At 60.3% G+C, this 22,836-nt stretch carries 24 protein-coding genes and 1 tRNA gene; 13 read left to right on the forward strand and 12 right to left on the reverse strand.

Going from position 1 to position 22,836, the window contains the following annotated elements; translation table 11 throughout:
- Positions 1–39 precede the first annotated feature (39 nt).
- The gene (locus ACOYW2_RS21190) at positions 40–723 is read left to right on the forward strand and encodes a type III pantothenate kinase (protein WP_482767883.1); all 684 of its coding nucleotides are present in this window, start codon (positions 40–42) and stop codon (positions 721–723) included.
- 226 nt (positions 724–949) lie between these two features.
- Positions 950–1,537 carry an LURP-one-related family protein gene (locus tag ACOYW2_RS21195; protein WP_180142933.1) on the forward strand — a complete coding sequence of 196 codons (588 nt, stop codon included), beginning with the start codon at positions 950–952 and terminating at the stop codon, positions 1,535–1,537.
- Positions 1,538–1,629: 92 nt separating this feature from the next.
- Here the strand turns inward: ACOYW2_RS21195 and ACOYW2_RS21200 are convergent, their stop codons facing one another.
- The 5 genes from ACOYW2_RS21200 to ACOYW2_RS21220 form a co-directional block, all read right to left on the reverse strand.
- Entirely contained in the window at positions 1,630–1,797 is a 168-nt protein-coding gene (locus tag ACOYW2_RS21200) for a hypothetical protein (RefSeq protein WP_482767884.1), read from the reverse strand.
- A 5-nt stretch (positions 1,798–1,802) separates the two neighbouring features.
- Complete coding sequence (locus ACOYW2_RS21205; protein WP_482767885.1) at positions 1,803–2,471, reverse strand: zinc-ribbon domain-containing protein; 669 nt, start codon at positions 2,469–2,471, stop codon at positions 1,803–1,805.
- 21 nt (positions 2,472–2,492) lie between these two features.
- Positions 2,493–3,662, reverse strand: a complete 1,170-nt coding sequence (locus ACOYW2_RS21210) for a type IV pilus twitching motility protein PilT (RefSeq protein ID WP_482417966.1) — start codon at positions 3,660–3,662, stop codon at positions 2,493–2,495.
- A gap of 129 nt (positions 3,663–3,791) precedes the next feature.
- Positions 3,792–4,874, reverse strand: a complete 1,083-nt coding sequence (locus tag ACOYW2_RS21215; protein WP_482417967.1) for a type IV pilus twitching motility protein PilT — start codon at positions 4,872–4,874, stop codon at positions 3,792–3,794.
- A 113-nt stretch (positions 4,875–4,987) separates the two neighbouring features.
- Positions 4,988–5,284 carry a YggT family protein gene (locus ACOYW2_RS21220; RefSeq protein ID WP_482417968.1) on the reverse strand — a complete coding sequence of 99 codons (297 nt, stop codon included), beginning with the start codon at positions 5,282–5,284 and terminating at the stop codon, positions 4,988–4,990.
- 231 nt (positions 5,285–5,515) lie between these two features.
- Between ACOYW2_RS21220 and proC the strand changes: the two genes are divergently transcribed.
- From proC to ACOYW2_RS21245, 5 genes are all read left to right on the forward strand, one after another.
- A complete protein-coding gene (gene proC, locus ACOYW2_RS21225; protein ID WP_482767886.1) occupies positions 5,516–6,370 on the forward strand; it encodes a pyrroline-5-carboxylate reductase in 855 nt (284 codons plus the stop codon).
- A 308-nt stretch (positions 6,371–6,678) separates the two neighbouring features.
- Entirely contained in the window at positions 6,679–8,097 is a 1,419-nt protein-coding gene (locus ACOYW2_RS21230; protein WP_482767887.1) for a sodium:solute symporter family protein, read from the forward strand.
- A gap of 108 nt (positions 8,098–8,205) precedes the next feature.
- Positions 8,206–8,964 carry an alpha/beta fold hydrolase gene (locus ACOYW2_RS21235; protein ID WP_482767888.1) on the forward strand — a complete coding sequence of 253 codons (759 nt, stop codon included), beginning with the start codon at positions 8,206–8,208 and terminating at the stop codon, positions 8,962–8,964.
- 137 nt (positions 8,965–9,101) lie between these two features.
- Positions 9,102–10,100, forward strand: a complete 999-nt coding sequence (locus ACOYW2_RS21240; protein ID WP_482767889.1) for an HDOD domain-containing protein — start codon at positions 9,102–9,104, stop codon at positions 10,098–10,100.
- Between the two features lie 229 nt (positions 10,101–10,329).
- Positions 10,330–10,405 (forward strand) — tRNA-Ala (locus ACOYW2_RS21245).
- Positions 10,406–10,476: 71 nt separating this feature from the next.
- Here the strand turns inward: ACOYW2_RS21245 and ACOYW2_RS21250 are convergent.
- The 6 genes from ACOYW2_RS21250 to ACOYW2_RS21275 are packed head-to-tail and all read right to left on the reverse strand — an operon-like array spanning position 10,477 to position 15,794.
- A complete protein-coding gene (locus tag ACOYW2_RS21250) occupies positions 10,477–11,625 on the reverse strand; it encodes an ABC transporter permease (protein WP_482767890.1) in 1,149 nt (382 codons plus the stop codon).
- Positions 11,622–12,794 carry an ABC transporter permease gene (locus tag ACOYW2_RS21255; protein ID WP_482767891.1) on the reverse strand — a complete coding sequence of 391 codons (1,173 nt, stop codon included), beginning with the start codon at positions 12,792–12,794 and terminating at the stop codon, positions 11,622–11,624. The genes ACOYW2_RS21250 and ACOYW2_RS21255 overlap by 4 nt, the downstream gene beginning before the upstream one ends.
- A 10-nt stretch (positions 12,795–12,804) precedes the next feature.
- Entirely contained in the window at positions 12,805–13,791 is a 987-nt protein-coding gene (locus ACOYW2_RS21260) for an HlyD family secretion protein (protein ID WP_482767892.1), read from the reverse strand.
- Positions 13,791–14,711, reverse strand: a complete 921-nt coding sequence (locus ACOYW2_RS21265) for a TolC family protein (RefSeq protein ID WP_482767893.1) — start codon at positions 14,709–14,711, stop codon at positions 13,791–13,793. The genes ACOYW2_RS21260 and ACOYW2_RS21265 overlap by 1 nt, the downstream gene beginning before the upstream one ends.
- On the reverse strand, positions 14,611–15,198 hold the full coding sequence (locus ACOYW2_RS21270) for a hypothetical protein (RefSeq protein ID WP_482767894.1): 588 nt from the start codon (positions 15,196–15,198) through the stop codon (positions 14,611–14,613). Before ACOYW2_RS21270 ends, ACOYW2_RS21265 begins: the two co-directional genes overlap by 101 nt.
- Before the next feature lie 20 nt (positions 15,199–15,218).
- Positions 15,219–15,794 (reverse strand): TetR/AcrR family transcriptional regulator, encoded by a 576-nt coding sequence (locus ACOYW2_RS21275; protein WP_482419916.1) that lies wholly within the window; start codon positions 15,792–15,794, stop codon positions 15,219–15,221.
- Positions 15,795–16,450: 656 nt separating this feature from the next.
- On the opposite strand from ACOYW2_RS21275, the gene ACOYW2_RS21280 reads away from it, so the two are divergent.
- The 6 genes from ACOYW2_RS21280 (at position 16,451) to ACOYW2_RS21305 (ending at position 21,532) form a co-directional block, all read left to right on the forward strand.
- The gene (locus ACOYW2_RS21280; protein WP_482767895.1) at positions 16,451–16,651 is read left to right on the forward strand and encodes a response regulator; all 201 of its coding nucleotides are present in this window, start codon (positions 16,451–16,453) and stop codon (positions 16,649–16,651) included.
- Positions 16,639–17,520 carry an HD-GYP domain-containing protein gene (locus ACOYW2_RS21285; RefSeq protein ID WP_482419918.1) on the forward strand — a complete coding sequence of 294 codons (882 nt, stop codon included), beginning with the start codon at positions 16,639–16,641 and terminating at the stop codon, positions 17,518–17,520. The genes ACOYW2_RS21280 and ACOYW2_RS21285 overlap by 13 nt, the downstream gene beginning before the upstream one ends.
- A gap of 739 nt (positions 17,521–18,259) precedes the next feature.
- Positions 18,260–18,808, forward strand: coding sequence for a hypothetical protein (locus ACOYW2_RS21290; RefSeq protein WP_482767896.1), 549 nt, complete (start codon positions 18,260–18,262; stop codon positions 18,806–18,808).
- A gap of 235 nt (positions 18,809–19,043) precedes the next feature.
- The gene (gene wtpA / locus ACOYW2_RS21295) at positions 19,044–20,015 is read left to right on the forward strand and encodes a tungstate ABC transporter substrate-binding protein WtpA (RefSeq protein ID WP_482767897.1); all 972 of its coding nucleotides are present in this window, start codon (positions 19,044–19,046) and stop codon (positions 20,013–20,015) included.
- Between the two features lie 9 nt (positions 20,016–20,024).
- Entirely contained in the window at positions 20,025–20,828 is an 804-nt protein-coding gene (locus tag ACOYW2_RS21300) for an ABC transporter permease (RefSeq protein WP_482767898.1), read from the forward strand.
- The gene (locus ACOYW2_RS21305) at positions 20,825–21,532 is read left to right on the forward strand and encodes an ABC transporter ATP-binding protein (protein ID WP_482767899.1); all 708 of its coding nucleotides are present in this window, start codon (positions 20,825–20,827) and stop codon (positions 21,530–21,532) included. Before ACOYW2_RS21300 ends, ACOYW2_RS21305 begins: the two co-directional genes overlap by 4 nt.
- 299 nt (positions 21,533–21,831) lie before the next feature.
- Here ACOYW2_RS21305 and ACOYW2_RS21310 read toward each other — a convergent pair whose 3' ends face one another.
- Positions 21,832–22,653, reverse strand: a complete 822-nt coding sequence (locus tag ACOYW2_RS21310; RefSeq protein ID WP_482767900.1) for a radical SAM protein — start codon at positions 22,651–22,653, stop codon at positions 21,832–21,834.
- Between the last annotated feature and the right edge of the window lie 183 nt (positions 22,654–22,836).

Here is a 22,836-nt window from a genome sequence, read left to right on the forward strand (position 1 = left end):
TGGGCCTCTTTGAAGGAAAAACGCTGATCCACGACCGAGATGACCAAGAAAAACATGACGGAGGACGAGTTCAACCTGCTGGTCAACGGCCTGTTCAAGGAGCGGGACATCACCCCCCAAAGCATCCGGAAGACCGTCATCTCCAGCGTGGTTCCCCGCGTCAAGGACATCCTCCAGACCTTCTGCACCAAATACCTCGGCCACGCCCCCATCTGGGTGGACAACGAAACCACCAAAGACCTCATGCCCGTGCTCTACCGGAACCCGGCCGAGGTGGGAGCCGACCGCATCGTCAACGCCATCGCAGCCTACGAGAAATACGGGTGCGCCATCATCGCCATCGACTTCGGCACGGCCACGACCTTTGACATCATCTCCCCCAAAGGGGAATACATGGGAGGCGCCATCTCTCCGGGCGTCATGATCGCCTCCGAGGCCCTGTTTGCAAACGCCTCCAAGCTGCCCCGCGTGGAGATCTGCTCTCCGCCCGAGCGGGTCATCGGCCTGGACACCGCCGAAAGCATGAAGTCCGGCATTATTTTCGGATACGCTGGCCTCGTGGACGGCATGGTGGAACGCATCAAAAAGGAGCTGGGCTGCACGCCCAAGGTCATCGCCACAGGCGGCCTTGCCACCCTCATCAGCCACGTCTCCTCCACCATTGAGTCCGTTGAGCCCGAGCTCACCCTGGAGGGCCTCCGCATCATCAGCGAACGCCTTTAACCCGGGGAAGCGCAGCGCCTCCCCGCCATACCCTATCGGCCGAAAGAGCCCCTTTCGGCCGCCCCTTGTCCCCGGAAAACCAAAGCAAACCGTATTGATTCAGCCCCGCAGGGGCTGCTCACCTGAAACGGGATAACCCCCGAACATTCCTGCGGAGCTTTTTTAAAAAGCACCCCGCCTAAACCAACCGATCCATAGAAACAAACCATACACGGAAGGAAAGACCATGGCCGACGTACTGAGCAACAACCTGTTTTTTGTCAAAGAGCATGTAGGCATGTTCAAGGCCGCAAGCAACTTTGATATCTTCGACCCCGAAAACGGCGACACCTGGATGGAGTGCAGGGAAGAGGGGCTGGGCTTTTTCACCAAAATGTTCCGATTCACCAAATACAAGACCATGACCCCCTTTAACATCATCATCCGGGACACCGAAGGAAACCAGCTCATCCGAGTCTCCCGGGGGGTCTCCTTCTTTTTGTCCAAGGTAACGGTCTTTGATGAAAACGATGAGATGATCGGCGGGTTCAAGCAGAAGTTCCTCTCCATCGGCGGGGCCTTCAACGTGCTGGATGCCAAGGATGAAACCGTCTGTACCCTCAAGGGGAAATGGACCGGCTGGGATTTCCGTTTTCTCATGGAAGACAGGCAGCTGGCCCACGTCAGCAAAAAATGGGCGGGCATCGGCAAAGAGCTCTTCACCAGCGCCGATAACTACATGCTTGAGATCTCGGACTCGGTTCCCCAAGGCCACATCTCCCGCAAGCTGATCCTGGCAGCGGTCATGTGCATCGACCTGGTCCTCAAAGAGTAAGGGGCATCACAAAAAACGCCGCCCCCGGGAGGACTCTCCCCGGGGCGGCGTCTTGATCTCTTTTCTGCAACATAACCACAGGCACGGTGCGGTCAGTCCATGCCCATCTCCTTTTCCAGCCGTGCGATCTCCTCTTCCAGCTCCTTCTTTTCATCCGGGGCAAGCCCGCCTTGAGCCAGACGTTTTTTCAGCCCCAGGAGTACCATCTCCTGGCGATAGTCGCCGCAGGTATACGGCGTTCCGGGTTTGCGAGGCGCCATATCACCTACCTTGAAAATTCGTTGTAAATCCGATAAAAAAGGGTATTTTCCCTCACCCCTTTCTGCAGAATCATGTCGATTTTATCGATGTCCCGGTTGTTCACCACCATGTTCACGCTCTTATGGAACCCCACCATCTCATCGCGGGTGCGGTGGGTGTCGGACATCAGGAACACCGTCATGTGACGCCGTGTCACCATGGGCTGGCGGTTCAGGTAGATCATCACGCCGTTTACGTCCGGGTTCCGGGTGTCGAACATGGCATCCAGCACCACCACGTCGTAGCTGTGGTACCGCATGTTCTTGAGGGCTTCCCGGGTGTCCGAGGCCTGGGTCACGCTGTACTCCAGAAGGTCCAGGGCAATGCGCACCTTCTCACGCCTCTCCTCATCCTTGATGCAGACAATGGCCGTGAGCCCGTCCTCTTCCATGAAGTCAAAGGGCCTCTCATCGTCATCGTAGCTGTCTGCCTCTTTTTCGTCGAACCGGATGGCCGGCTTTCGCTCGTCATCCTCTTCAAACCCCATGGCGGTGCCCACGGGCGTCCCACCACGGGGCCCCACAGACAACTTGTTTCCGCACCTGGGGCAGCTCAGGGTCAGGGTCCGGTCTTCCGGGACCTTGTCATCGGGGAAATTGAATTTGCCGCCGCACTTTTCACACGTAATGTTCATCTTTCCGTTCCCCGGAACGCCTCACTTCATTTTCTCTTTGTACCCGTGATCGATCTCAAGGGAGTCGATGTCGGTGGTTTTTTCACCCCGGGCGCTCTTGACGGAATCGATACCGCGCCCCACCACCGCCTTGTGGCTGGCGTAGACCATGGCGGTCTCCTGGGTGATCAGGCCCTGCTCATACAGCTGGACAATGTAATTGTCGAAGGTGGACATCCCGAAGTGCTTGCCCTGCTCCATGACGTCGTCGTAGGTTTTGCCGTCGGACTCGCCGTTTAAGATCAGGTCCTTGACCCTCAGGCTTGTGCCCAGGATCTCGAAGGCCGCCACCCGGCCGCCGCCCACCTTGGGCAAAAGGCGCTGGCAGATGATCCAGCGCACCGAATCGGCAAGCCTCAAGCGAAGCTGCTTCTCCTCCTCGGATTCGAACATCCCCAGGATACGGTTGATGGTGGCACCGGCGTTGTTGGTGTGCAGGGTGGTGAGGACGAGGTGCCCGGTCTCGGCCGCCCGCAACCCGATCTCCACGGTCTCCTTGTCCCGCATCTCCCCCACAAGGACCACCTTGGGGGCCTGGCGAAGCGCCGCCCTCAGGCCGCTTGCAAAGTTTTCGAAATCGCTGCCCAGCTCCCGCTGGTTGAAGGTGGCCATCTTGTGGGCGTGCTGGTATTCGATGGGGTCTTCAAGGGTGATGACGTGCACAGGCCGCGTGGCGTTGATCTCGGAGAGCACGGCGGCAAGGGAAGTGGTCTTGCCCGTGCCCGTGGCCCCGGTCACAAAGACGATGCCGTTTAAAAGCTTGGGGACCTCGTAAAACGCCTTGGGAAGATTCAGCTCCTTTACCGAGGGGACCGTGGTCTCCAGGCGACGCAGCACAATGGAGTAGTTGCCCGACTGGGAAAAAATATTGACCCTGAAACGGGCCTTGCCTGGGAGGCTGTACGAAAGGTCGCATGAGCCTGTTCGAATGAGGACCTCGGTCAAGCGTCGGTCCTGCCCGATGAGGTTCATGGCGATCTGCTCGGTCTGAAACGGGGTGAGCTCCTTGATGTCCGGCTCCAGGTCCACCTTGAGCAGCTTGCCCGAGCTCTCCACCTGCAGGGGACGCCCCACGGTCAGGTTGAGGTCCGAGACGTTGTTGTGAGAATCGAGCATCCGCGAAAGGATGTAGTCCATCTCCTGTTTTCTCATATCCTACCCTTTTGTAGATGATGGCCTTGGATAACGGCGCCCCGGTCCCCACCGCCCACTCGGAAAAAGACGAGGGCCGCGGAAGGAACCGGGAAGCATCTAAAGCGACGGCATGGCTCGCAGCCTGTATCAACCGTCGGTGAAATCATCCGGTGCCCCTGCAAGAAGCGGCCTGAACCGCTGCTTGTCGTAGGACTTGCTGTAGGCCTCTTCGGAGCTGATCATGCCCTTGTTGTAGAGCTCCATGATGGAATCGTCCAGGAGCTGCATCCCGAACTTCTGTCCCACCTGGATGGCCGAGGGGATCTGATGGGTCTTGCCCTCCCGGATGAGGTTCCGCACCGCCGGGGTGGCGATCATGATCTCAAGGGCCACGCAGCGGCCCTTGCGGTCGGTGCGCCGGAACAGGGTCTGGGCCACCACCGCGCGGATGCTGTCGGACAGGGTGGAACGCACCTGGGCCTGCTGGTTGGCAGGAAAGACCTCCACCAGGCGATCCACGGTCTTGGGGGCGCTGGAAGTGTGCAGGGTGGCCAGGACCAGGTGGCCCGTGGAGGCCGCCTCAATGGCCAGGCTGATGGTCTCCAGGTCTCGCAATTCGCCCACGAGGATGATGTCCGGGTCCTCCCTCAGGGCCCCCCTGAGCGCGGCGCTGAAGCTCTGGGTGTGGTTGCCCACCTCGCGGTGGTTGATGAGGCAGCCTTTGCTCTGGTGAACAAATTCAATGGGGTCTTCGATGGTGATGATGTGGTCCTGGCGCATGCGGTTGGCCACATCCAGGATGGCGGCCAGGGTGGTGGACTTGCCGCTGCCCGTGGGCCCGGTGACGAGAACCAGCCCCCTCGGAAGGGTGGCCAGGCGGGAGATCACCGGGGGAAGCCCCAGCTGCTCGGCGGTCATGATCTGGCTGGGAATCTCCCGGAACACGGCCCCGACCCCGTTTCGCTGCATGAAAAAGTTGGCCCTGTAGCGGGCAAGACCCGGGATTTCATAGCCGAAATCCACGTCGCCCGTCTCTTCAAACACCTTGATCTTGCTCTCCGGGGCGATCTCATAGATCATCCCCTTCAAGGTGTTGTTGTCCAGCACCTTGTACTTGACCCGCTCGATTTCGCCATTGATTCGCAGGGCCGGAGGCTGGCCCGCCGCAAGGTGCAGGTCGGACGCACCCTGATCGTGCATCAGCTTAAAGAACGCATCGATTTTTGCCATGGATAATCACTCCTGATTGTGTCAAATCCACGTCATACCGCCGGGGCCCCTTTGATACCCACCGCCCGTTGAGAGACGCTAAAATAAAAATGCGGCTACTAGCCAGGGGGGTCCTACATCATGCCTCGTGCCAGATGATACAGGGAATCCACCAGAAAAATTCTCAAGAAATAAATCGCGGCGATCACCACCAGGGGGGAAAGATCGATCCCGCCCAGATACGGAATCTTTGAACGAACGCGGTAGAGGACCGGTTCGGTGGCGTTGTGGATAAACCGGACGATGGCGTTGTATGGATCCGGGTTGACCCAGGACAGGACAGCGCGGGCGATCACGACAAACAGGTAAAGGGTCAGGGCCATGTCAAGAACCACGGCCGTGGCTTTGATAAAATTGGCTAAAATAAACATAGATTATTGGCATCACCTTTCGAAAAAGCCTCAAACAGGGAAGACCCCGCTGGCGGGGTCGGAGTGAATAGATATCTTGATAAAAATATGTTATATATCGGCGATAAGTCAAGGTATTTTGTCCAAAAACGCCAGGCTCCACCGCCACCTTCCACGCCGTGAAGCATCGGTTTTTTCCCGGAATTTTATTCCCTTTCCACCTTCAGCAACCCCTTCTCAAGGAGCAGTTCCATGAGCACATCTGACAGTCGCATCGGTTTCATCGGTGCAGGAAACATGGCCGAAGCCATGGCGGGCGCCCTGATCTCATCCGGAAACGTGCAGAGCCGGCAGCTCACCCTCAACCTCGGCGGCGACTTTCGCTCTCTGGAAACCCAGTACAATGTCCACACCTCCACCTCGGCCGCAGATACCTTTGCCCAGGCCACCACCGTGGTCCTGGCCGTCAAGCCCCAGGGCATGGCGCCTCTCCTCAAGGAACTGCAGGACAAAGGGCTCACCCGGGTCAGCGAGCGAAAACAGGTCATCACCATCGCTGCAGGCCTGCCCCTCTCCTTTTATGAAGAAACCCTCTATGACGGCCTCCCCGATGCCTTCGCCGCTCTCCTGCCCATCATGCGCGTCATGCCCAACACCCCGTCCCTGGTTCTGGCCGGCATGTCCGGACTCTGCGGCAATCGCCACGCCACCGCCGAAGACATGGACCTGGCAGAGGAAGTCCTTTCGGCCATGGGCGACGTGCTGCGCGTCTCCGAAGACCAGATGGACGGGGTCACCGCCGTCTCCGGCTCCGGGCCCGCCTACTTCTTCTACGTGGTGGAGGCCATGATCAACACCGCCAGGGAGATGGGCTTTGACGGCGAAGCCGCCAAGCGACTGGCCTTAGGAACCATCAACGGCGCCGCAAAGCTACTTCTGGCAAGTGACGACGAACCCGAAGACCTCCGCCGGAAGGTCACATCCCCCGGGGGCACCACCGAGGCAGCCATCAACGAGATGAAAGCCCGGGGCGTGGCAGACGGCATTCGGGAAGGAATGCTCGCCGCGGCACGAAGGTCCCGAGAATTAAAAGAAGAGATAGGATAGGGGCTAAAGGGCTAAGGGCTAAGGGCTAAGGGCTAAGGGCTAAGGGCTAAGGGCTAAGGGCTAAGGGCTAAGGGCGTAAATCTCATCTGCCGCGGCCTGTCAATGGTGTGTGCCTGGTTTTTCCTGCGGTTTCCGCCAAGAACCGAATGCAGACAAGGCCACGGGATGTGAGGGTTGGCACAGGCACGGCCCTTTTATCCTCCGGCCCTGTTGCCAAAAAGTGCGGCCTTCTATATGATCCCCGGACCGAATTGAGCGTGTTCGCACACCGTTATTAGTGTTTCATCAGGGACTCCGGGAGATCGACCATGGGATTCAAAGTGGCAGTCATCGCCGTGTACGCGGCCGTCATCGCCTTTGTGGGCATCATCAACCTCAAGAAAAACAGCTCCTTCGGGGATTTCTTCCTCGGCGGGCGGGCCATCGGCCCGTGGATGAGCGCCTTCACCTATGCCACCGCCTACTTCTCTGCAGTGCTCTTCATCGGCTTTGCCGGAAAAATCGGATGGGGCTTCGGCTACTCCGGCCTCTGGATCGCCCTGGGCAACGCCTTTGTGGGGGTCTTCGGGGTCTGGTACTTCATGGGCAGCCGCATCCGCCGCATGACCGAAGAGCTCTGCGTCCACACCATGCCCGAATTCTTCGAGGCCCGTTACAAAAGCCCGGCCTTCAAGCTCCTGGCCTCCTGCGCCGTCTTTGTCTTTTTCATCCCCTACACCTCGGCGGTGTTCATGGGGCTGAGCTACCTCTTTCAGTCCAACTTCCAGCTGCCCTACACCCTGGCCCTGGTTCTCATGGGCGGGTTCACCGCCCTTTACATGAGCATGGGCGGGTATCGTGCCATGGCCTCCCTGGACGTGCTCTTCGGCATGATCATGCTGGCCGGGGTCCTCACCCTCCTGGGCTTTACCGTCAAGGCAGGGGGCGGCCTTGAGAACCTCACCGCCTCCCTTGCCGCCGTCGACCCCAGACTCACGGCCCCTGTGGGCCCTCCGGGTGCCTGGCCCCTCTTCTGCCTGGTCTTTCTCACCAGCGCGGCCCCCTTCTGCATGCCCCAGCTGGTCCAGAAGTTCTACGCCATCCGGGATGACCGGGCCATCAAGGTGGGGATGGTGGCCTCCACCTTCTTTGCCCTGCTCATCGGCGGCATCGCCTACTTCACCGGGGCCACGGCCCGGGTCTTCCTGACCCCTGCCAACACCCCCGGGGCCTTCAAAGGCGGAAAACCCCTTTTCGATGCCCTGATGCCCGAGCTCCTGGCCAACATCATTCCCGACTCCCTGTCGGTCCTTATGCTCCTTCTGGTCCTCTCCGCCTCCATGAGCACCCTGGCCGCCCTGGTGCTGATCTCCAGCTCCTCTTTGGTCAAGGACATCTACCAGGGGTTTCTCAACAACGACGCAACCGAGAAAGGACTGACCCTCTTCATGCGCGGGGCCAGCATCTTTTTTGTGGTGGTCTCCGTGGCCCTGGCCTGGATGCGCCCGGCCACCATCGTGGCCATCCTCGGCATCTCCTGGGGCGCCATCGGCTCCCTCTTCCTCGGCCTTCTGTGCAAAGGATCCCCGGTCCACGGCAGGGGCGCCATGGCCGCGGCCCTGCTCTCCCTTGCCTTGTGTATCGGCCTCTACGCCACCGGGACCAGCTCCCCGGAAGCCGGCACCCTGGGCATGCTCTGCTCCCTGGCTGCAACGCCCCTTTTGGGCCTGATGCTGCCGGAAAAGTAACCATTACGGACACGATTCTGCTATTCCTGGCCTCCGGCGGACCTGCCGGGGGCCTTTAACAAACAGGTTCTCACAGGCAAAAACCCCTTACCGCACCACGGAGCCCCCATGATGTCTTCACGTCTCAACGGGTTTGGTTTCCTTGCCGGACAACCCCACCCCGACCCCCAGCGCAAAACCCTTCTCTTCATTCACGGTGCCGCACAGAACAGCCGATTCTGGGAGGCACAGGTCAGCGGGCTGGCCCCGGGCTTCAACACCGTGGCCCTGGACCTTCCCGGCCACTGCCGCAGCCAGGGTCCCCTGTACACCTCCGTTGAGGAGATGGCCTCAGCCGTCCTGGAGTTTATGGATGGGGCCGGACTCCCCTCGGTGGTTCCCTGCGGCCTCAGCATGGGGGGCGGCATCGTCCTTCAGCTTCTCCTGGACCATCCGTCCCGGTTTCCCGAAGCCATCCTGGCCAACACCGGGGCGCGCCTTCGGGTCCTGCCCGACATTCTCGAGGCGGCCCGGTCCAACTACGACGCCTACCAAAAGGCCCTGTTTCACTTTGTCGTGCCCGAACCCCGGCGCACACCGAAGCTCAAGGACGCCCTGGACATGGCCACGGAGACAGGCAACGCCGCGGCCGTGGCCGACCTGTCGGCCTGCGACGCCTTTGACGTGATGGACCGCCTCCCGGAAATCCGAAGCCGTGTGCTTGTCCTTGCCGCAGAAAAAGATATCTCCACCCCCCTAAAGTACGGACGCCTTTTGAGCGATAAGATACCCGATGCATCCATGAAAGTGATTCAAGGGTGCGGCCATTTCTCCCCCATGGAATCCCCGGAGGAGTTCAATAATCACATTGCGACGTTTCTCGCTTGATGCGGCATAAGGTTCGCGGCACATTCAGCCCGGCCCCGGAACCGCCCCTTTTCCGAGCGTTTCCACCCCCGGGCGACACCATGATGTCCCCCCCTTGCGGCGTCGTCCTCTTTTGATCACCCTGGAGTGTCGAGTCAATGAAAGTCACATGCAGCGGATGCGGCAAAAGCTATACTGTAAACGATGAAAAAATCCCGGAGGGACGACGGATCGACATTCCCTGCCCGGGATGCAGCACCCCCATCGTGGTGGAAAAACAGGAAACCGCTCACACACACCACGGCCTGCCCGACCACGGCGAAGCCCTGCTCAAAAAAATCGTCCGTGAATCAAGGGCCCTGCCCCCCATGCCCGAGGTCATGGGACGGGCCCTTCGCGTACTGTCCGACGAAACCTGTGGATTCAACGAAATCGGTGCGGTCATCAACACCGACCAGGCCCTGGCCACCCGGGTCCTGAAAATCGCCAACTCCGCCTATTACAGCCTGAGCGTCCCGGTCTCCACGGTCAAGCAGGCGGCCGCCATCATGGGCTGCCAGGCCATCTCGGACCTGATCACCGTGGTCAGCACCTCCAGGATGCTGGGAAAAAATCTGGCGGGTTACCGCCTCTCCTCCCGACACCTCTGGGAACACAGCCTGGCCTGCGCTTACACCTCCCGGCTCATTGCCGAGGCAAAAAGCCCCTCCCTTGCCAACGACGCCTTCAACGCCGGGTTGATCCACGACTCCGGCCTGCTGATGCTTGATCCCTTCATCGGCATGCTCAAGCCCGCCTTCGACGAAGCCATGAAGCGGAACCACACCACCTTCTGCGACGCGGAAAACGAACTCTTCGGGTTCACCCACGCCGAAGTGGCCGGCCTCTTCTTCCAAAAATGGAACCTGCCCAGGGTGCAGACCGAAGCGATTCGCTTCCAGCACACCCCGGATGATGGAAACAGCCCCCTGGCCCACATCATCCACGTGGCCGATGCCCTGGCCATGCGCACCATGGAGAGTCCCGACCCCACAGGGGCCCACAGCCGTATGAGCCCCGACTCGGTCAAAGAGCTCGGCCTCACCCCCGAAGAGCTGGAAGAGATCGCGGCCAAGGCCAAAGAGGCGGTGGCCTCGGTCACCCAGTCCCTGGCGTGAGGTCCCGGGTCCCATTAAAGGGGCAAAACCGGAGGCGTAACAAAAAAAATCACGTGCCACGTCTTGCAGGGCAACCCGCTGTGGGAACGGGATTTTTGGCGTTTCCGCAGTGGCCACCACGGCATTTCGGGCGCTGGCTGCAAAAATTCCGATTGACAGACCCACCCCATTTTCCCTATGTAAAGAGCCACGCGTCACCGGAACATCATCATGGACGCCACCCGATTTCGGGGCTGTAGCTCAGCTGGGAGAGCGCATGACTGGCAGTCATGAGGTCAGGGGTTCGATCCCCCTCAGCTCCACCAAATACAAAAAGCCTGCTGATCAGACGATCAGCAGGCTTTTTTTTGTTTGAAGCCACCCACAGCCCCGGGCCTCAGCCCCCGCTCTTTTTGAAAAACACCCACACCGCAGAAAAAAAATAGACCACCGCCAGCCCCGCCAGGATGGCAACATCCTTTGCCACATCCCCAAGGCCCGCCCCCATGGTGGAGACCCTCAAAAACCCGTCGATGCCTGCCGTACTCGGGATCCCATAGGAAACGATTCTCAGCCAGAGGGGAAAAACCTCCACCGGCCAGGAGATGCCGGAAAGAAAAATCGCCGGCATGGAGGTGCCGATGAGCACAAAGAGGCTGGTCTCCCGATGGGGAAAAAGCACCGAAAGGGTCAGGGCAAACAGAATGACGGATACGAGAAACAGGGCCATGACCACAGCCATCTCACACACCGCCCCGCGCGCAACAAACCGGTAGAACCGATGCAGCACCCCGAAATAGACCAGGGCGTGGATGCTGTAGAGAAGCAGGTAGGCTGCCAGTTTGGACGACACAGCCTGCACGGCCCCCAAAAGCCCCGGCCCTGCGGAAAACCAGGAGCTGTCCCCGGCCTCGGACCGGGCACCGGCCACCATCCCCACCCCCATGAGCAGGGTCTGCTGGAGAATCAGGGCAAAGACCAGGGGCACCACGTAGGTGCCGTACCCCCCTGCGGGGTTAAAGAGCTGCACCGTCTGAAGCGGCAGGGGCTCCATGGCAGAAAAGGCCGCTTCTTCGCTCAGCCCCGCCGCCGTCAGGCGCTTCATCTCGATGCCCGCCGACAGGGTCTTGGAAGCGACCAGCAGCCCGGTGGCCACCTGGCGGTAGGTGAAAAAGCTCAAGGCCTCGCTCCAGACGGCCACCTCAGCCTTTGCCCCTTTGAGCACCTTGCCCTGGAACCCCTCGGGCACAAGGAAGATCCCCTGAACCTCCCCGGACCGGCACAGGGCCTTGGCACGGTCAAGGGTGGGGGCCCGGACAGCCACCCGCACCCTGTCCCCGGCACCTGCCATGCGGATCAACTGGCGGGAGAGGCTGGTGTGATCCAGGTCCACCACGACCACCGGCACATGGTCCTGCACCTCCGGTGAATAGGGGTAAGGATAAAAAAACGCGTACAGCACCACCGAGCCCAGCAGCAACAGACGGGTGGCGGAGTCCCCCAAGGCCAGGCTCAACTCGCCTGCAATCAATCGAAACCAGTTCATGACAACCCTCCCGGTGCCTGGCCCGCTGCCGACAGCCTCTGGCAAAGCCTGGCCCAGGCCGGGACACCGCACGCCAGCCCGATGGCCACAAAGGCCAGAAGGGTGCCTGCGGACCCGTCAAAGGCAAGGCCCTTTAAGGCCTGCTCGTTGATCAGCCGCACCATGTGCGTCAGCGGCAAGGTGGCGTGCCAGACCCGCGCAGGAAGGGGCATGGCCGCCGCCGGAAAGGTGACCCCGGCAAAGACAAAGGCCGAGCCCGCGTAAAGGCTCATCATGCTCACCGCCTTGGCAAGGCCTCCGGTAAAGGCCACCAGAAAAAGGGCGGCGGCCTGGCAGGCCGCAACAAAAAGAACGGTGCCCCCCATGAGGGTGGCCACCCGCTGGGGGCGAGGAAGCTCCATGGCCCCGAAAAAAAAGGTCAGCATGGCCCAGCACACCAGAGTGAACCAGAGCGTCTGGGGCGCAAGCTTTCCAAAGAGGGCTGCATGAACCCGCCCTTCGGAAGCCCGGAGCCAGGCCGGCACGGTCTCCGATTTCATCTCCCTGCCCACGCTCCACACCGTGGCGCTCATGATAAAAATCTTCATGAGAAAGGGGCAGATGGCTGCATACAGATACCATCGGTAATCAAGGTTGGGATTATAAAGGACACGGGAGGCCACATGGATGCCGTCAAGGCGCTCCCTGGCCCGGGCCTCGGGCATCCCCTTTGCCAGGTTCACCCTCAGCTTCACCCCGGCCGAGGCCCCGGAGAAGACCTTCAGCATGGCCCGCTTGATAACCCCGGCCGGCAGCATGATCTGGTTGTTGATGTAAAACCGGGACACCGACGCCCTTCCGGCCACCACCTCCCTCTCCATGCCCTCGGCAAGAACCAGAAGCCCGTAGGCCCTGCCCGAAAGGATGGCACGGCGACCCGCCTCCGGGTCGGCCACCGGCACAACGGCCATGGAGGAGGTGGCCTCCACCATACGAACCATCGAACGGGAGAGGACGGTCCTGTCCTGATCGCATACGGCCACCGGCAGGTTTTCCGGGCTTCCCTGGCGGAACAGGGCGGTGAACAGAATCAGGGCGGCAAGGGGAAACCCGACGGTCAGCAGCCGAAAAAGCCGGTCGCTGAGAAGGGCGTCCCGCTCCCGGGCCACCACCTTTGCAACACACGTCATGGCCTTCACCTCAGCTGCCCATGTCCCAGGCCACCACCGCGCTCATGCCGGGGCGCAGCCCCTCAACCCCGTCCTGGGGCACAGCCCGCACCTCAAAGGTCTTCATGTCGAAGTCCCCGGTGGCCTTGGTGGCGTGCCAGGTGGCAAAGGCCCCCAGGGCTGCGATGTGATTGACCGTCAGGGTGACCTCCCGGTTGCCCAGGGCCGGAATCTCCGCACGCAGGGTACTGCCCATGCGAATCCCTGCCAGCAGGTCCTCCCGCAGGTTGAAGGTCACCCACACATCGGCCAGGTCCACCAGGGTCACCACCGGACACCCTGTGGCGGCGAGCTCCCCGGGGTCCACCACGATATCCGACACCTCGGCGGCCCGCGGCGCCGCAAGGCGGGTCTCCTCCTCAAAGGCCTCGGCCTCGGCCAAAGCACCTGAAGCCCTGCTTACCATGGCCAGGGCCGCCTCCTTGTCCTCTTCCCGGGCGCCTTTCTCTGCCATCTCATAGGCTGCACGCGCCGCCTCTGCGCTGCGACGGGCCGCTTCGAGCTGCGCAAAGGCTTCGTCGAGCTTCTGAGCAGGCAGGACCCCGTCGGCGTGAAGCTTTGCCACACGGGCATGGGTCTTTTTGGCCAGGGTCAGCCCTGCCTCGGCTTTGCGCCACAGGTTACGGGCCGCCCGGACCTCCTCTTCCCTTGCCCCCCGGTTGGCCTTAGTGAGCTGGGCGTTGGCCCCTTCCACCGCGGCCCGGGCCTGGCGAACCCTGGCCCTTATCTCCGGGCTGTCGATGACAAACAGGGGCTGCCCCTTGACCACCCGCTCCCCGCGGGCAACAAAGACCTCGGAGACACGCCCCGGCACCTTGGAAGCCACATCAATCCGGGTGGCGTCCACTTCCCCCTGGACCACCAGGGGAGCGGGGTTCATGCCCAAAAGGCACACAGCCCCCACGGTGGCCGCCAGCCCCACCAGAACCATTGTCCATGCTGCGTAGGGTTTCTTCATCAAAAGGTCACCTCCAGTTCCTTGTCGTTGCGATAGGTATGAAACGCCTGAGTCAGCCCCGCCGTTTCCAGGAGCCGTGCCAGGGCCACGTCGTATTCGTAAACAGCCAGGAGCTGCGTGATCACTACCCCGGACAGGGTGAGCCGGGCATCCACCACATCCAGGGAGGTGGCATAGCCTTCCTCAAAGGCCCGTGTCTGGACTCGAACGGCCTCCCTGGCCAGAGTCCGTGAGGTTTTCAAAGCGTCGTACTGCTCCACCTGGGCCAGCACCTCGCAGTAGAGTTTCTCCGTCATGGTTGCGATGTCCCGTTTTGCCTGGGCGGATATGTGCGCCACCCGGGAGGTCTGGACACGGGCAGATCGAAGGCGATTCACCGAAGAGAACCCTTCAAAAAGAGACATCTCCATCCCCACACCCGCCGCCCACTCTGGCTCAAGCATGGTCAGGTCGTCCGTCACCAGCTCCTGCCTGGCAAAAAGATAAACCTTGGGGAGCAAGGCCCCTTTCTCCGCCTTGACCCCGGCCCTGGCCTGCACACCCTTTTCATCGATTTGCTGTAGCATCGGGTTCAAGCGAAGGGCCGCAGAGACAAAGTAATCCATGGGCTCAATGTCCCGGGTCAGAAACAGAGGGGAGACAGGATGAATCGCCCCGGGTCCTCCCTGCTCTTCGGCCAGAAGGTTCGCAAGGGCTGTTTCTGCGATGTCCCGGTCCCGCACAGACCGCTTCAACAGGCGCTCGGCTTCGGCCCGGGCCACCTCCGCGTGGAGACGCTCCGAACGGGAAATCATCCCCTGGGCCTCCAGCTGCCTGGCCTCAGACACATGCTGCTCCATCCCCTTTAAATACGCGGCACGGGCATCCACCACCTTTTTTGCAAAGCGAAGGCCGTAGTAACGCGTCACCATATCCCGCATCAACCGGCTGCCTGTCTCCCGAAGCCGGGCATCCGACTCCTGGACCCGGGATGAGGCCGCCTGGTTGGCCGCCGGACGCCTCCTGCGCAACAGGGGCAACGAAGCTGGTGATACGCCCTTTGACAAAGGTGTCGTCCTGGACCGGCATGGTAAACGCGGGCACATATGCCAATCGGGGGTCTCCGGGGCTCCCTGTGGCAGGATTCGGCCCGTGGAGAAAGCTCATGGCATCATGGATACCCGACAAATCAATCTCAATGGGCTCATCGATGCGCGTCCAGCGCATGGAGGCTTTCACCGAGGGCAGATGAAGGCCGAAAGCCGCCTCCTTTTCATAGGTTTTGGCCGCTTTCTCCTCCCGGGCCGCGGCCAGGGTGTCGTTGCCCGCTTCCATGCGGGAGAGGGCCTCATCCAGGGTCAAGTCACCGGCTGCGGCCACGGCAGCCCAGCACCACGCCACCGCCAGAAACCACGGGATCCATTTCAAGCCTCGTCGCCACCGTCCCATCACACCAGCACTCCCCGCCGGATCATGGCCTTGATGTGGGTGCGCAGGGTGGCCCAGTCGTTCTCCCGGTCACTTGTGACCCGTTCGTACAGGATCTTTCGGATGCCCCCCAGAATAAAATCGCAGATCACCTCCCCGGGAAGGTGGGGATTCACCACCCCCTGGGCCTGCCCCTCCGTCAGTATGGAGAGAAAGGCCCCCTGGAACTCAGTGTAATGACGAGCAAAGCTCACCTCTTTGTTTTTCATGAAATTATTGAATTCGTTGGCAAACACGATGATCAGATTCCGATCTTCGGTAAGCACGTCAAAGATCAGGTCGATGGCTGCTTCCAGCTTCTCCAGCTGCACCTGGGTGGCCAGGGGCATGAGACCGGCCCAGTCCTTTTTCCAGAGCACCTCGAAAATCCGGTCGAGGATATGGTCCTTGTCGCTGTAGTACGTATAGAGGCTCCCCGCACTCACCCCGGCCACCTCGGCGATCTTTGCCATCTTGGCCTTGTGGAACCCGTACTCGCTGATCACCTCGATGGCCGCCTTGTGGATGGCCTGCTCTTTGTCGACACTGACTGCCACGTTTCTCTCCTCCCGACGGATGGGGCTGTGTGGCCCCAATTTTGAACCGTCGCTGTCCAGAGATCGCTGGCACCACGCCCCCATCGCCCCAATGGGCTCGGCTGCAAGGGCCCCATGAAGCCCTGCCAAAGGCGCACCATTTTATTACATAATTAAGGTTCTGTAGGTTCAAACGTGATCCATGGCCCCCATGGTCTTCACCATAACTGAGGCCGTGGAGGCGTCATTGAACTTTGAATCATGATTCAATCTAAGGTCATCCACTTCCCCTGTAAAGGGGCGAACGGCGTTTTTTTTCTGGATCTCGGCTCCCTGATCCGTGTCCCCCTCTCTCTCTCTTCACTCCCTACGGGGAACCATTTTGTAATCCATCGGCCTGTGGTATGATAAATCGTACCTTTACTGAAAGCGCCACGCCCCCTCTCCTTGGTTTCGGAAGGGACGAAACCCGACGGTTTCACCCAACAATGGTGCGCCTGATTCAGATGCGGTCTCCCCGACGCCGGTGCCCGAAATGCCTCAAGGGCACCTTGGTGGATTATTCGCCGTTCGTGACCGTACCCAGCGGAGAAGCGACAGACACCGCTTCAGGCTTCCCAAGGCCATCACCGCCATACGCCGCGCGACAATCCTGAGGCCTTTTGAAGGAACGCACCATGGAGATGCAACTCAAAACCACCCGAATCCTGGTCGTGGACGACGACCCGGCAACCCTCCTGCTTCTCAAAAAAACCATTGAAAAACAGGGTGCCCAGTGCCTCACGGCCACCTCCGGGGAGGAGGCCCTTACCGTCATGCGCACGACGCCCATGGACTTGGTGCTCACCTCATATTACATGCGGGCATGGGGGGGCTGAGCTTCCTGAAGCAGCTCAAGGAAGAGATTCCGGTGGACGTGGTGGTCATGACCGGAGACATCAAGGGGTTTCGATACGACACCATCATCCACATGGGCGCCGTGGACTTCCTGGTCAAACCCCTGGAACTCAACGAGGTGGTCTTGAGACTGCAACGGGTGATCCGGGAGCGACGCCTCATGCGCGAGCTGGAGATGGCCCACGCCACCATCAAGCACTCCTACCTCGATACGGTACGACGCCTCGTGGTGGCAGCCGAGCACAAGGACGAGGGCACCGGGGACCACATCGTCCGCATGGGCGACTACTGCGTTCTCCTGGCCAGCCTGATGGACCTCTCCGATGACTTCATCGAGCGGTTGCGCTACGCGTCCCCCATGCACGACATCGGGAAAATCGGGATCCCAGACGCCATTTTGTCCAAACCCGGTCGCCTCACAGACGACGAGTTCGATATTATCAAGACCCACACCACCATTGGCGCCAAGATCCTTGCCAACTCCAGTTCCGAGGTCATCCGCCTCGGCCGGGACATTGCCTTGTCCCACCACGAACGCTGGGACGGCACCGGCTACCCCAGAGGCATCAAAGGCGAGGCCATCCCCCTGGCCGGCCGCATCGTCTGCGCCGCCGACGTGTTCGACACCCTCACGTCGCGACGCCCCTACAAATCCATCTACCCGCCCCATGTGGTCTACGAATTCTTTGAAAAACAGCGCGAAGAACACTTCGACCCCGCCCTGGCCACCCTTATCCTGGACAACTTCGACCACTTCATCGCCCTGGCCAACCTGAACCAGACCGACCCCTACCCCGGAGACTCGGATCTCTTCCGCCTGAGCGAGCGGGATATAGCGGAGATGCGTTAGACCGGATTTTTCACGAGCCGAGTACACCCGTATTGAAGGCACCAGAGCGCAGAAGGCAGGGTGAATTCGGCTCTCCCCAAGGGCGGCAAAATCAATCAGGTAACCGTGAATGGCAGGCGGCAATGCATCATGCGGCTCTCATCCCGGCTGTTTTCCCATGAACGATCCGGTCCCCCCCATGGGGTGGTGAGCCGCGAGGAAGCCTTTGGGTGTATTCGCCGCCCCTTCCACCGATACGATCATCTCCTCTCCCCATGGTACGAACAACTGCTCTGCCCCTGTGCCGGCAGGCGGTTAACGCCGTTCGTATCAACGATCCCGGATCACGCACTATCAGCATAACCTCCCTGAAAAACAGCCACATACCAACTATTCATTTGCGTTCCCATATCCTCCGCTGTACTATATGGTTTACAAACCAAAGCACTTTTGATTGGTATATGAGCCATCCAATGCACCGCCGAAAAGAGGGTGCATTTATAAGTAACGAAATCAACAAATTGGTCCCCCCGGATAAACGATCGACAGCAGAGACTCGAAAACAACTCAAACCCCGGCTACTGAAAACATGACTCCTAAACAACTCAACCCAATGGCAAGTGCTGCCCTTCGTTTTACGTTTTATATTCTTTTTCTTGGAACCATGGTCCTCCTTGTGACCAGGGAAGCCCAACAACACTCCGGAGAACTTCTTTTCTCTGAAAATTCTCTCCTTGAAAGCCTTGAGGTGACTCTCCTGATGCTCACTGCGGTATCGGCTTACCTGGCAGGCCACATCAACAAACCCGACGCCCCCCTGACCTCGCTCCTGGTGGGAGGTGCCTGCATTGCCATTATCCGCGAATTTGATTTTGCCCTGGACGAATATGTCTTCGACGGAGCCTGGCAGGCCCTGGCCCTGGGTGTGGGCATCTTCACCATGGCCCTTGCCTGGCATAACCGCAAAACACTGGGCGCAGCGGTTCTCAACTTTATCAACCGCCCCAGCTTCGGGGTCATGGCCTCAGGTGCTCTCACGGTCCTGGTGTTCTCACGCCTCATGGGCCGCCAGGTGCTCTGGAAGGCGGTGATGCACGAAGGCTACATGCGCTCGGTGAAAAATGCCGTGGAAGAGGGCTGTGAACTCCTGGGCTACTGCCTGATCCTCTTCGGGACCCTGGAATTTCTCCACGAGGCACTCCTGGCCCGGAAAAAGGCCCGCCACATTACGGCCGATGCAGTACCCCGGGCAACGACGCCCGACGCGGCCTCACCGTACCTTCCGAAAAACTCCGAGCTCCACGTGTAGCGGTTCCACCGTCCGCGATACCTCTCCGTTTTTTGTAAGAACACCAACAAGGTGAAACGCACCCGTGCATGCCACGGGTGCAGACACCTCCCCTACCGGTGTCTCCACGATTCTCCCATCCCTGCCACCGCCCCCATTCCCCCTTGATATTTCTATCTTCCAAAGATATGAGTTTATCGTTATACGTTCCAATCGTCATATGTTCATCCCCCCATTCAAACGGAGACACCCACCCATGAACCGATTCTTTCGCCCGATCCTTCTTGCGGCACTTATCTGTTTTCTACCGGCATCCCTTTGGGCCGCCCCCAAAGGCAAGGTGACCATCTTCCACGCAGGCAGCCTCACCGTCCCCTTTGCAAAAATCGAAAAGGACTTTGAAGCACTCCACCCCGACATCGACATCCAGCGGGAAGCCGGGGGCAGCACCAAAATGGCCCGCATGATCTCGGAGCTGGGCAAGCCCGCCGACATCATGGCCTCCGCCGATTACGCCGTCATCGACAAGGGCCTTATCCCGGCCCATGCGGACTGGAACATCCGCTTTGCCACCAACCGCCTGGTCCTCTGCTACACGCCGCAAAGCCGCTACGCAGGCGAGATCAACGGAACCAACTGGCATGAGATATTAAAACGCACCGACGTGGTGTGGGGCCACTCCGATCCCAACCTCGACCCCTGCGGCTACCGCAGCGTCATGGCCCTTAAGCTTGCGGAAACCCATTACGGCGAAAAAGGGCTCTTTGAGGCCCTCGTCGCCAATCGCCCCAAAAAGAACATCCGCCCCAAATCCGTGGAGCTCATCTCCCTGCTCAACACCGGCAACATGGACTACGCCTTTGAATACCTCTCCGTGGCCGTGCAGCACGGCCTGAAATACGTGGAGCTCCCCAGCGCCGTCAACTTAGGGGACTACCGCTACGACGACACCTACAAAACCGCTGAGGTCAAGGTCTCCGGCAAAAAACCCGGCACCTTCATCACCCGAAGGGGAAAATCCTGCACCTACGGCATCACCCTGGTCAAAGATGCCCCCAACAAAGAGGCGGCCGTCCTCTTCCTCGACTACCTCCTGAACCCCGAAAAGGGCCTGAAAACCCTTAAAGAGATGGGCCAGCCTCCCTTTGTCCCCTGCCGGGTTGCCTCCGATGCCGCCTTGAGCAAGCTGCCCGCCGTCCTTCAGAAACGAGTTGAAGTCAGCATGTAAGGGGTGCTCGTGAATCGATCTTTTTCCCGCGTTCATTCAGGGCCGGCACTCTGGCTTATGGTCTCTGCCAGCGTGCTGGTGGCCCTGATGATCCTGTTGCCCCTGGTCCAGATGATCACCGGGCCCACCCTTGCCAACCTGGCAGAGGCGTTGAAAGACCCCGACGTGCGCGGGGCCATCGGCCTGAGCCTGGCCACCTCCTTTGGGGCAGCCGCCATCTGCCTGGTCTTCGGCACCCCCTTTGCCTACCTGCTGGCCCGGAAACACTTCCCGGGAAAACACCTGGTGGAGAGCATCGTGGATCTTCCCATCATGATCCCCCATCCGGTCATCGGCATCGCCTTTCTGGGCATCGCCGGCAAAGGGCATGTCATCGGCGACCTGATGCACGGCCTTGGCATCCGCATTATGGGGACCACCACGGGTATTGTGGCGGTCCTCACCTTTGTGGGCCTGCCCTTTTTCATCGGCAGCGCGGTGAGTGGGTTCAAAAAGGTGCCCCAACGCCTGGAAAACGTGGCCCGGAGCCTGGGCGCCTCCTTTCCCCAGACCTTCCTGCGGGTCACCCTGCCCTTGTGCTGGCGCTCCATCCTCGTGGGCTTTATCATGAGCGCGGCCCGCGCCTTGAGCGAGTTCGGCGCCGTCATCATCGTGGCCTACCACCCCATGACCGCACCGGTCATGGTCTACGAGCGATTCACCGCCTACGGCCTCTCCTACTCCCAGCCCGTGGCCTTCTGGCTTATTGCGGCAAGCCTCCTTCTCTTTGTGGCCTTGAGGGTCCTTATCCAGCGCGGAGAAACACCGGAATGATAAAAATCGATAACCTTTCCATCCACCTGCCCGATTTTGCCGTCCGGGACGTCTCCCTGTCCGTCGCCCCCGGAGAGTTCTTCATTCTTTTAGGACCCACCGGTGCCGGAAAGAGCCTGATCCTGGAGGCCCTGGCAGGGCTGGCGCCCATCACCCACGGGACCCTGCACTTAAACGGCACGGAGATCACCCACCTGCCCCCGGAAAAGCGCCACCTGGCCATCGTCTACCAGGATGGCGCCCTGTTTCCCCACCTCACCGTGGAAGAGAACATCGCTTTTGGCCTGCACTATCAAAACAAAAAGGCGGACAACGCCCGGCAGACGGTCCATGACCTCATGGACCGCCTGGGCATTACCCGCCTTAAGACTCGAAAACCCCCGACGTTAAGCGGGGGAGAAAAACAACGCACGGCCCTGGCCAGGGCTTTGGCCATCAAACCCGACGTCCTGCTTCTGGACGAGCCCCTCTCCGCCCTGGACCCGGCCACGCGGAGCGAAATCTCAACCCTTCTTAAAACCCTTCACCGGGACGAGGCCATGACCTGCCTCATGGTCACCCACGACTTTGACGAGGCCCGCTACCTCGGCCAGTCCATGGCCGTGATCCGTGACGGCCGCATCGAACAGTCCGGCCCGGTCCAGACCCTCTTCCACCACCCCGAAACACCCTTTGTGGCCCGATTCCTCGAAGCTACTCTGTGATGCCTCCGGCGGGCAGGGGATAAATCCCCTGCACCCCAGGTTCGCAAATGCTCCGCCCCTTCGTTCCTCAGGGACGTCACATTTTCTGACGGGATGCGCCCGTTCCGGTCGTGTCTTCTTCGGCCGTACAGCACCGTTGGACTGAACGACAGAAGACGATGCATGTCCGATATGTTTACAACACTCGGCTGGCTGATATCTTTCGACCGGCCAGGGGCGTTCGCAAGACCTGTTTGTCAAACTTTTTAAAAGTTTGGCCCCCGGCAGGGCCGCCGGAGGCAAGCATTTGCGAACCCGGGTTAGGCAAAGGATGTGGCGGGCAGGCCGGTTTCGGTGCGGATGCGGGAGGCGATGGCTTCAAGGGAAGGAGCGTCAAGGGCCGTGACATGGGACAGTCGGGGTTGCCGTGCCACGGTGTAGACCTGGACGCCATCGATGGCCGCCCCGGCTTGGCTCAGGCGTTTCAGGCACGCAATATAGCTGTCCACGGCTTCCGTGGCCGGGGGCCTGCCCCAGCGTTTCATGAACATGGACTGGAGGGTGACAGGAAGGATCCGGCTGGCGTCAAAGATGTTCTCTTCCAGCTTTTCAAGGGGAAACAGGGTGCTGTTGATGCGGGACATGGTCTCCTGGTCCCCGGCATCCAGTTTGATCCACACCTCGCCTCCTGCGGCGGCCAGCCGGGTCAGGGCCCGCTGCCCCCAGGGGCGGTGGATAAAGGTGCCGTTGGTGATGACCACCACAGGAACGTCGGTAAAGCCTAAGGTATCAAGGGTTTCCGCAGCCAGGTCGATGCAGCGGTCCAGACACCGTACGGCCATGGGCTCGCCGTTGCCCGCAAAGGTCACGTCCCGCAGGGCCGGGGAATGAAGAGAAAGATCGGAGAGCATCTGGTAGAGCTCCTGGCCCAGGGCTTCCGGATCCACCCGGACACGGGAAGCCGGCACGCTTCGATCCACCTCGCAGTAGAGGCAGTTGTAGTTGCAGCGGTTGTCCAGACTCAGGTTGACCCCGATGGAAAGGCCGTGGGATCGGCGGGAAATAACAGGATAGATGTACGTAAAATGGCCGTAAGCCCGGGAGTGGCTCAGGGTGGACAGTTGAGAGCGTTGGGTAAACACGAGACATTCCTCACACATGGCAGGCCCTTTGCGGGGCCCGGAAAATCAATCATGCCGGAAGAGGCGGGCAACCCCGACCACCTCCCTCTTTTTTTGATATCTGATATACCACACTACCCGGCCGCATGCCACCCTTTAACAATCTGCCACGCAGCGATTCACCCACTCCGGCGCTGCCGCGTC

Source organism: Desulfoluna sp. CLI2B, assembly GCF_056847375.1.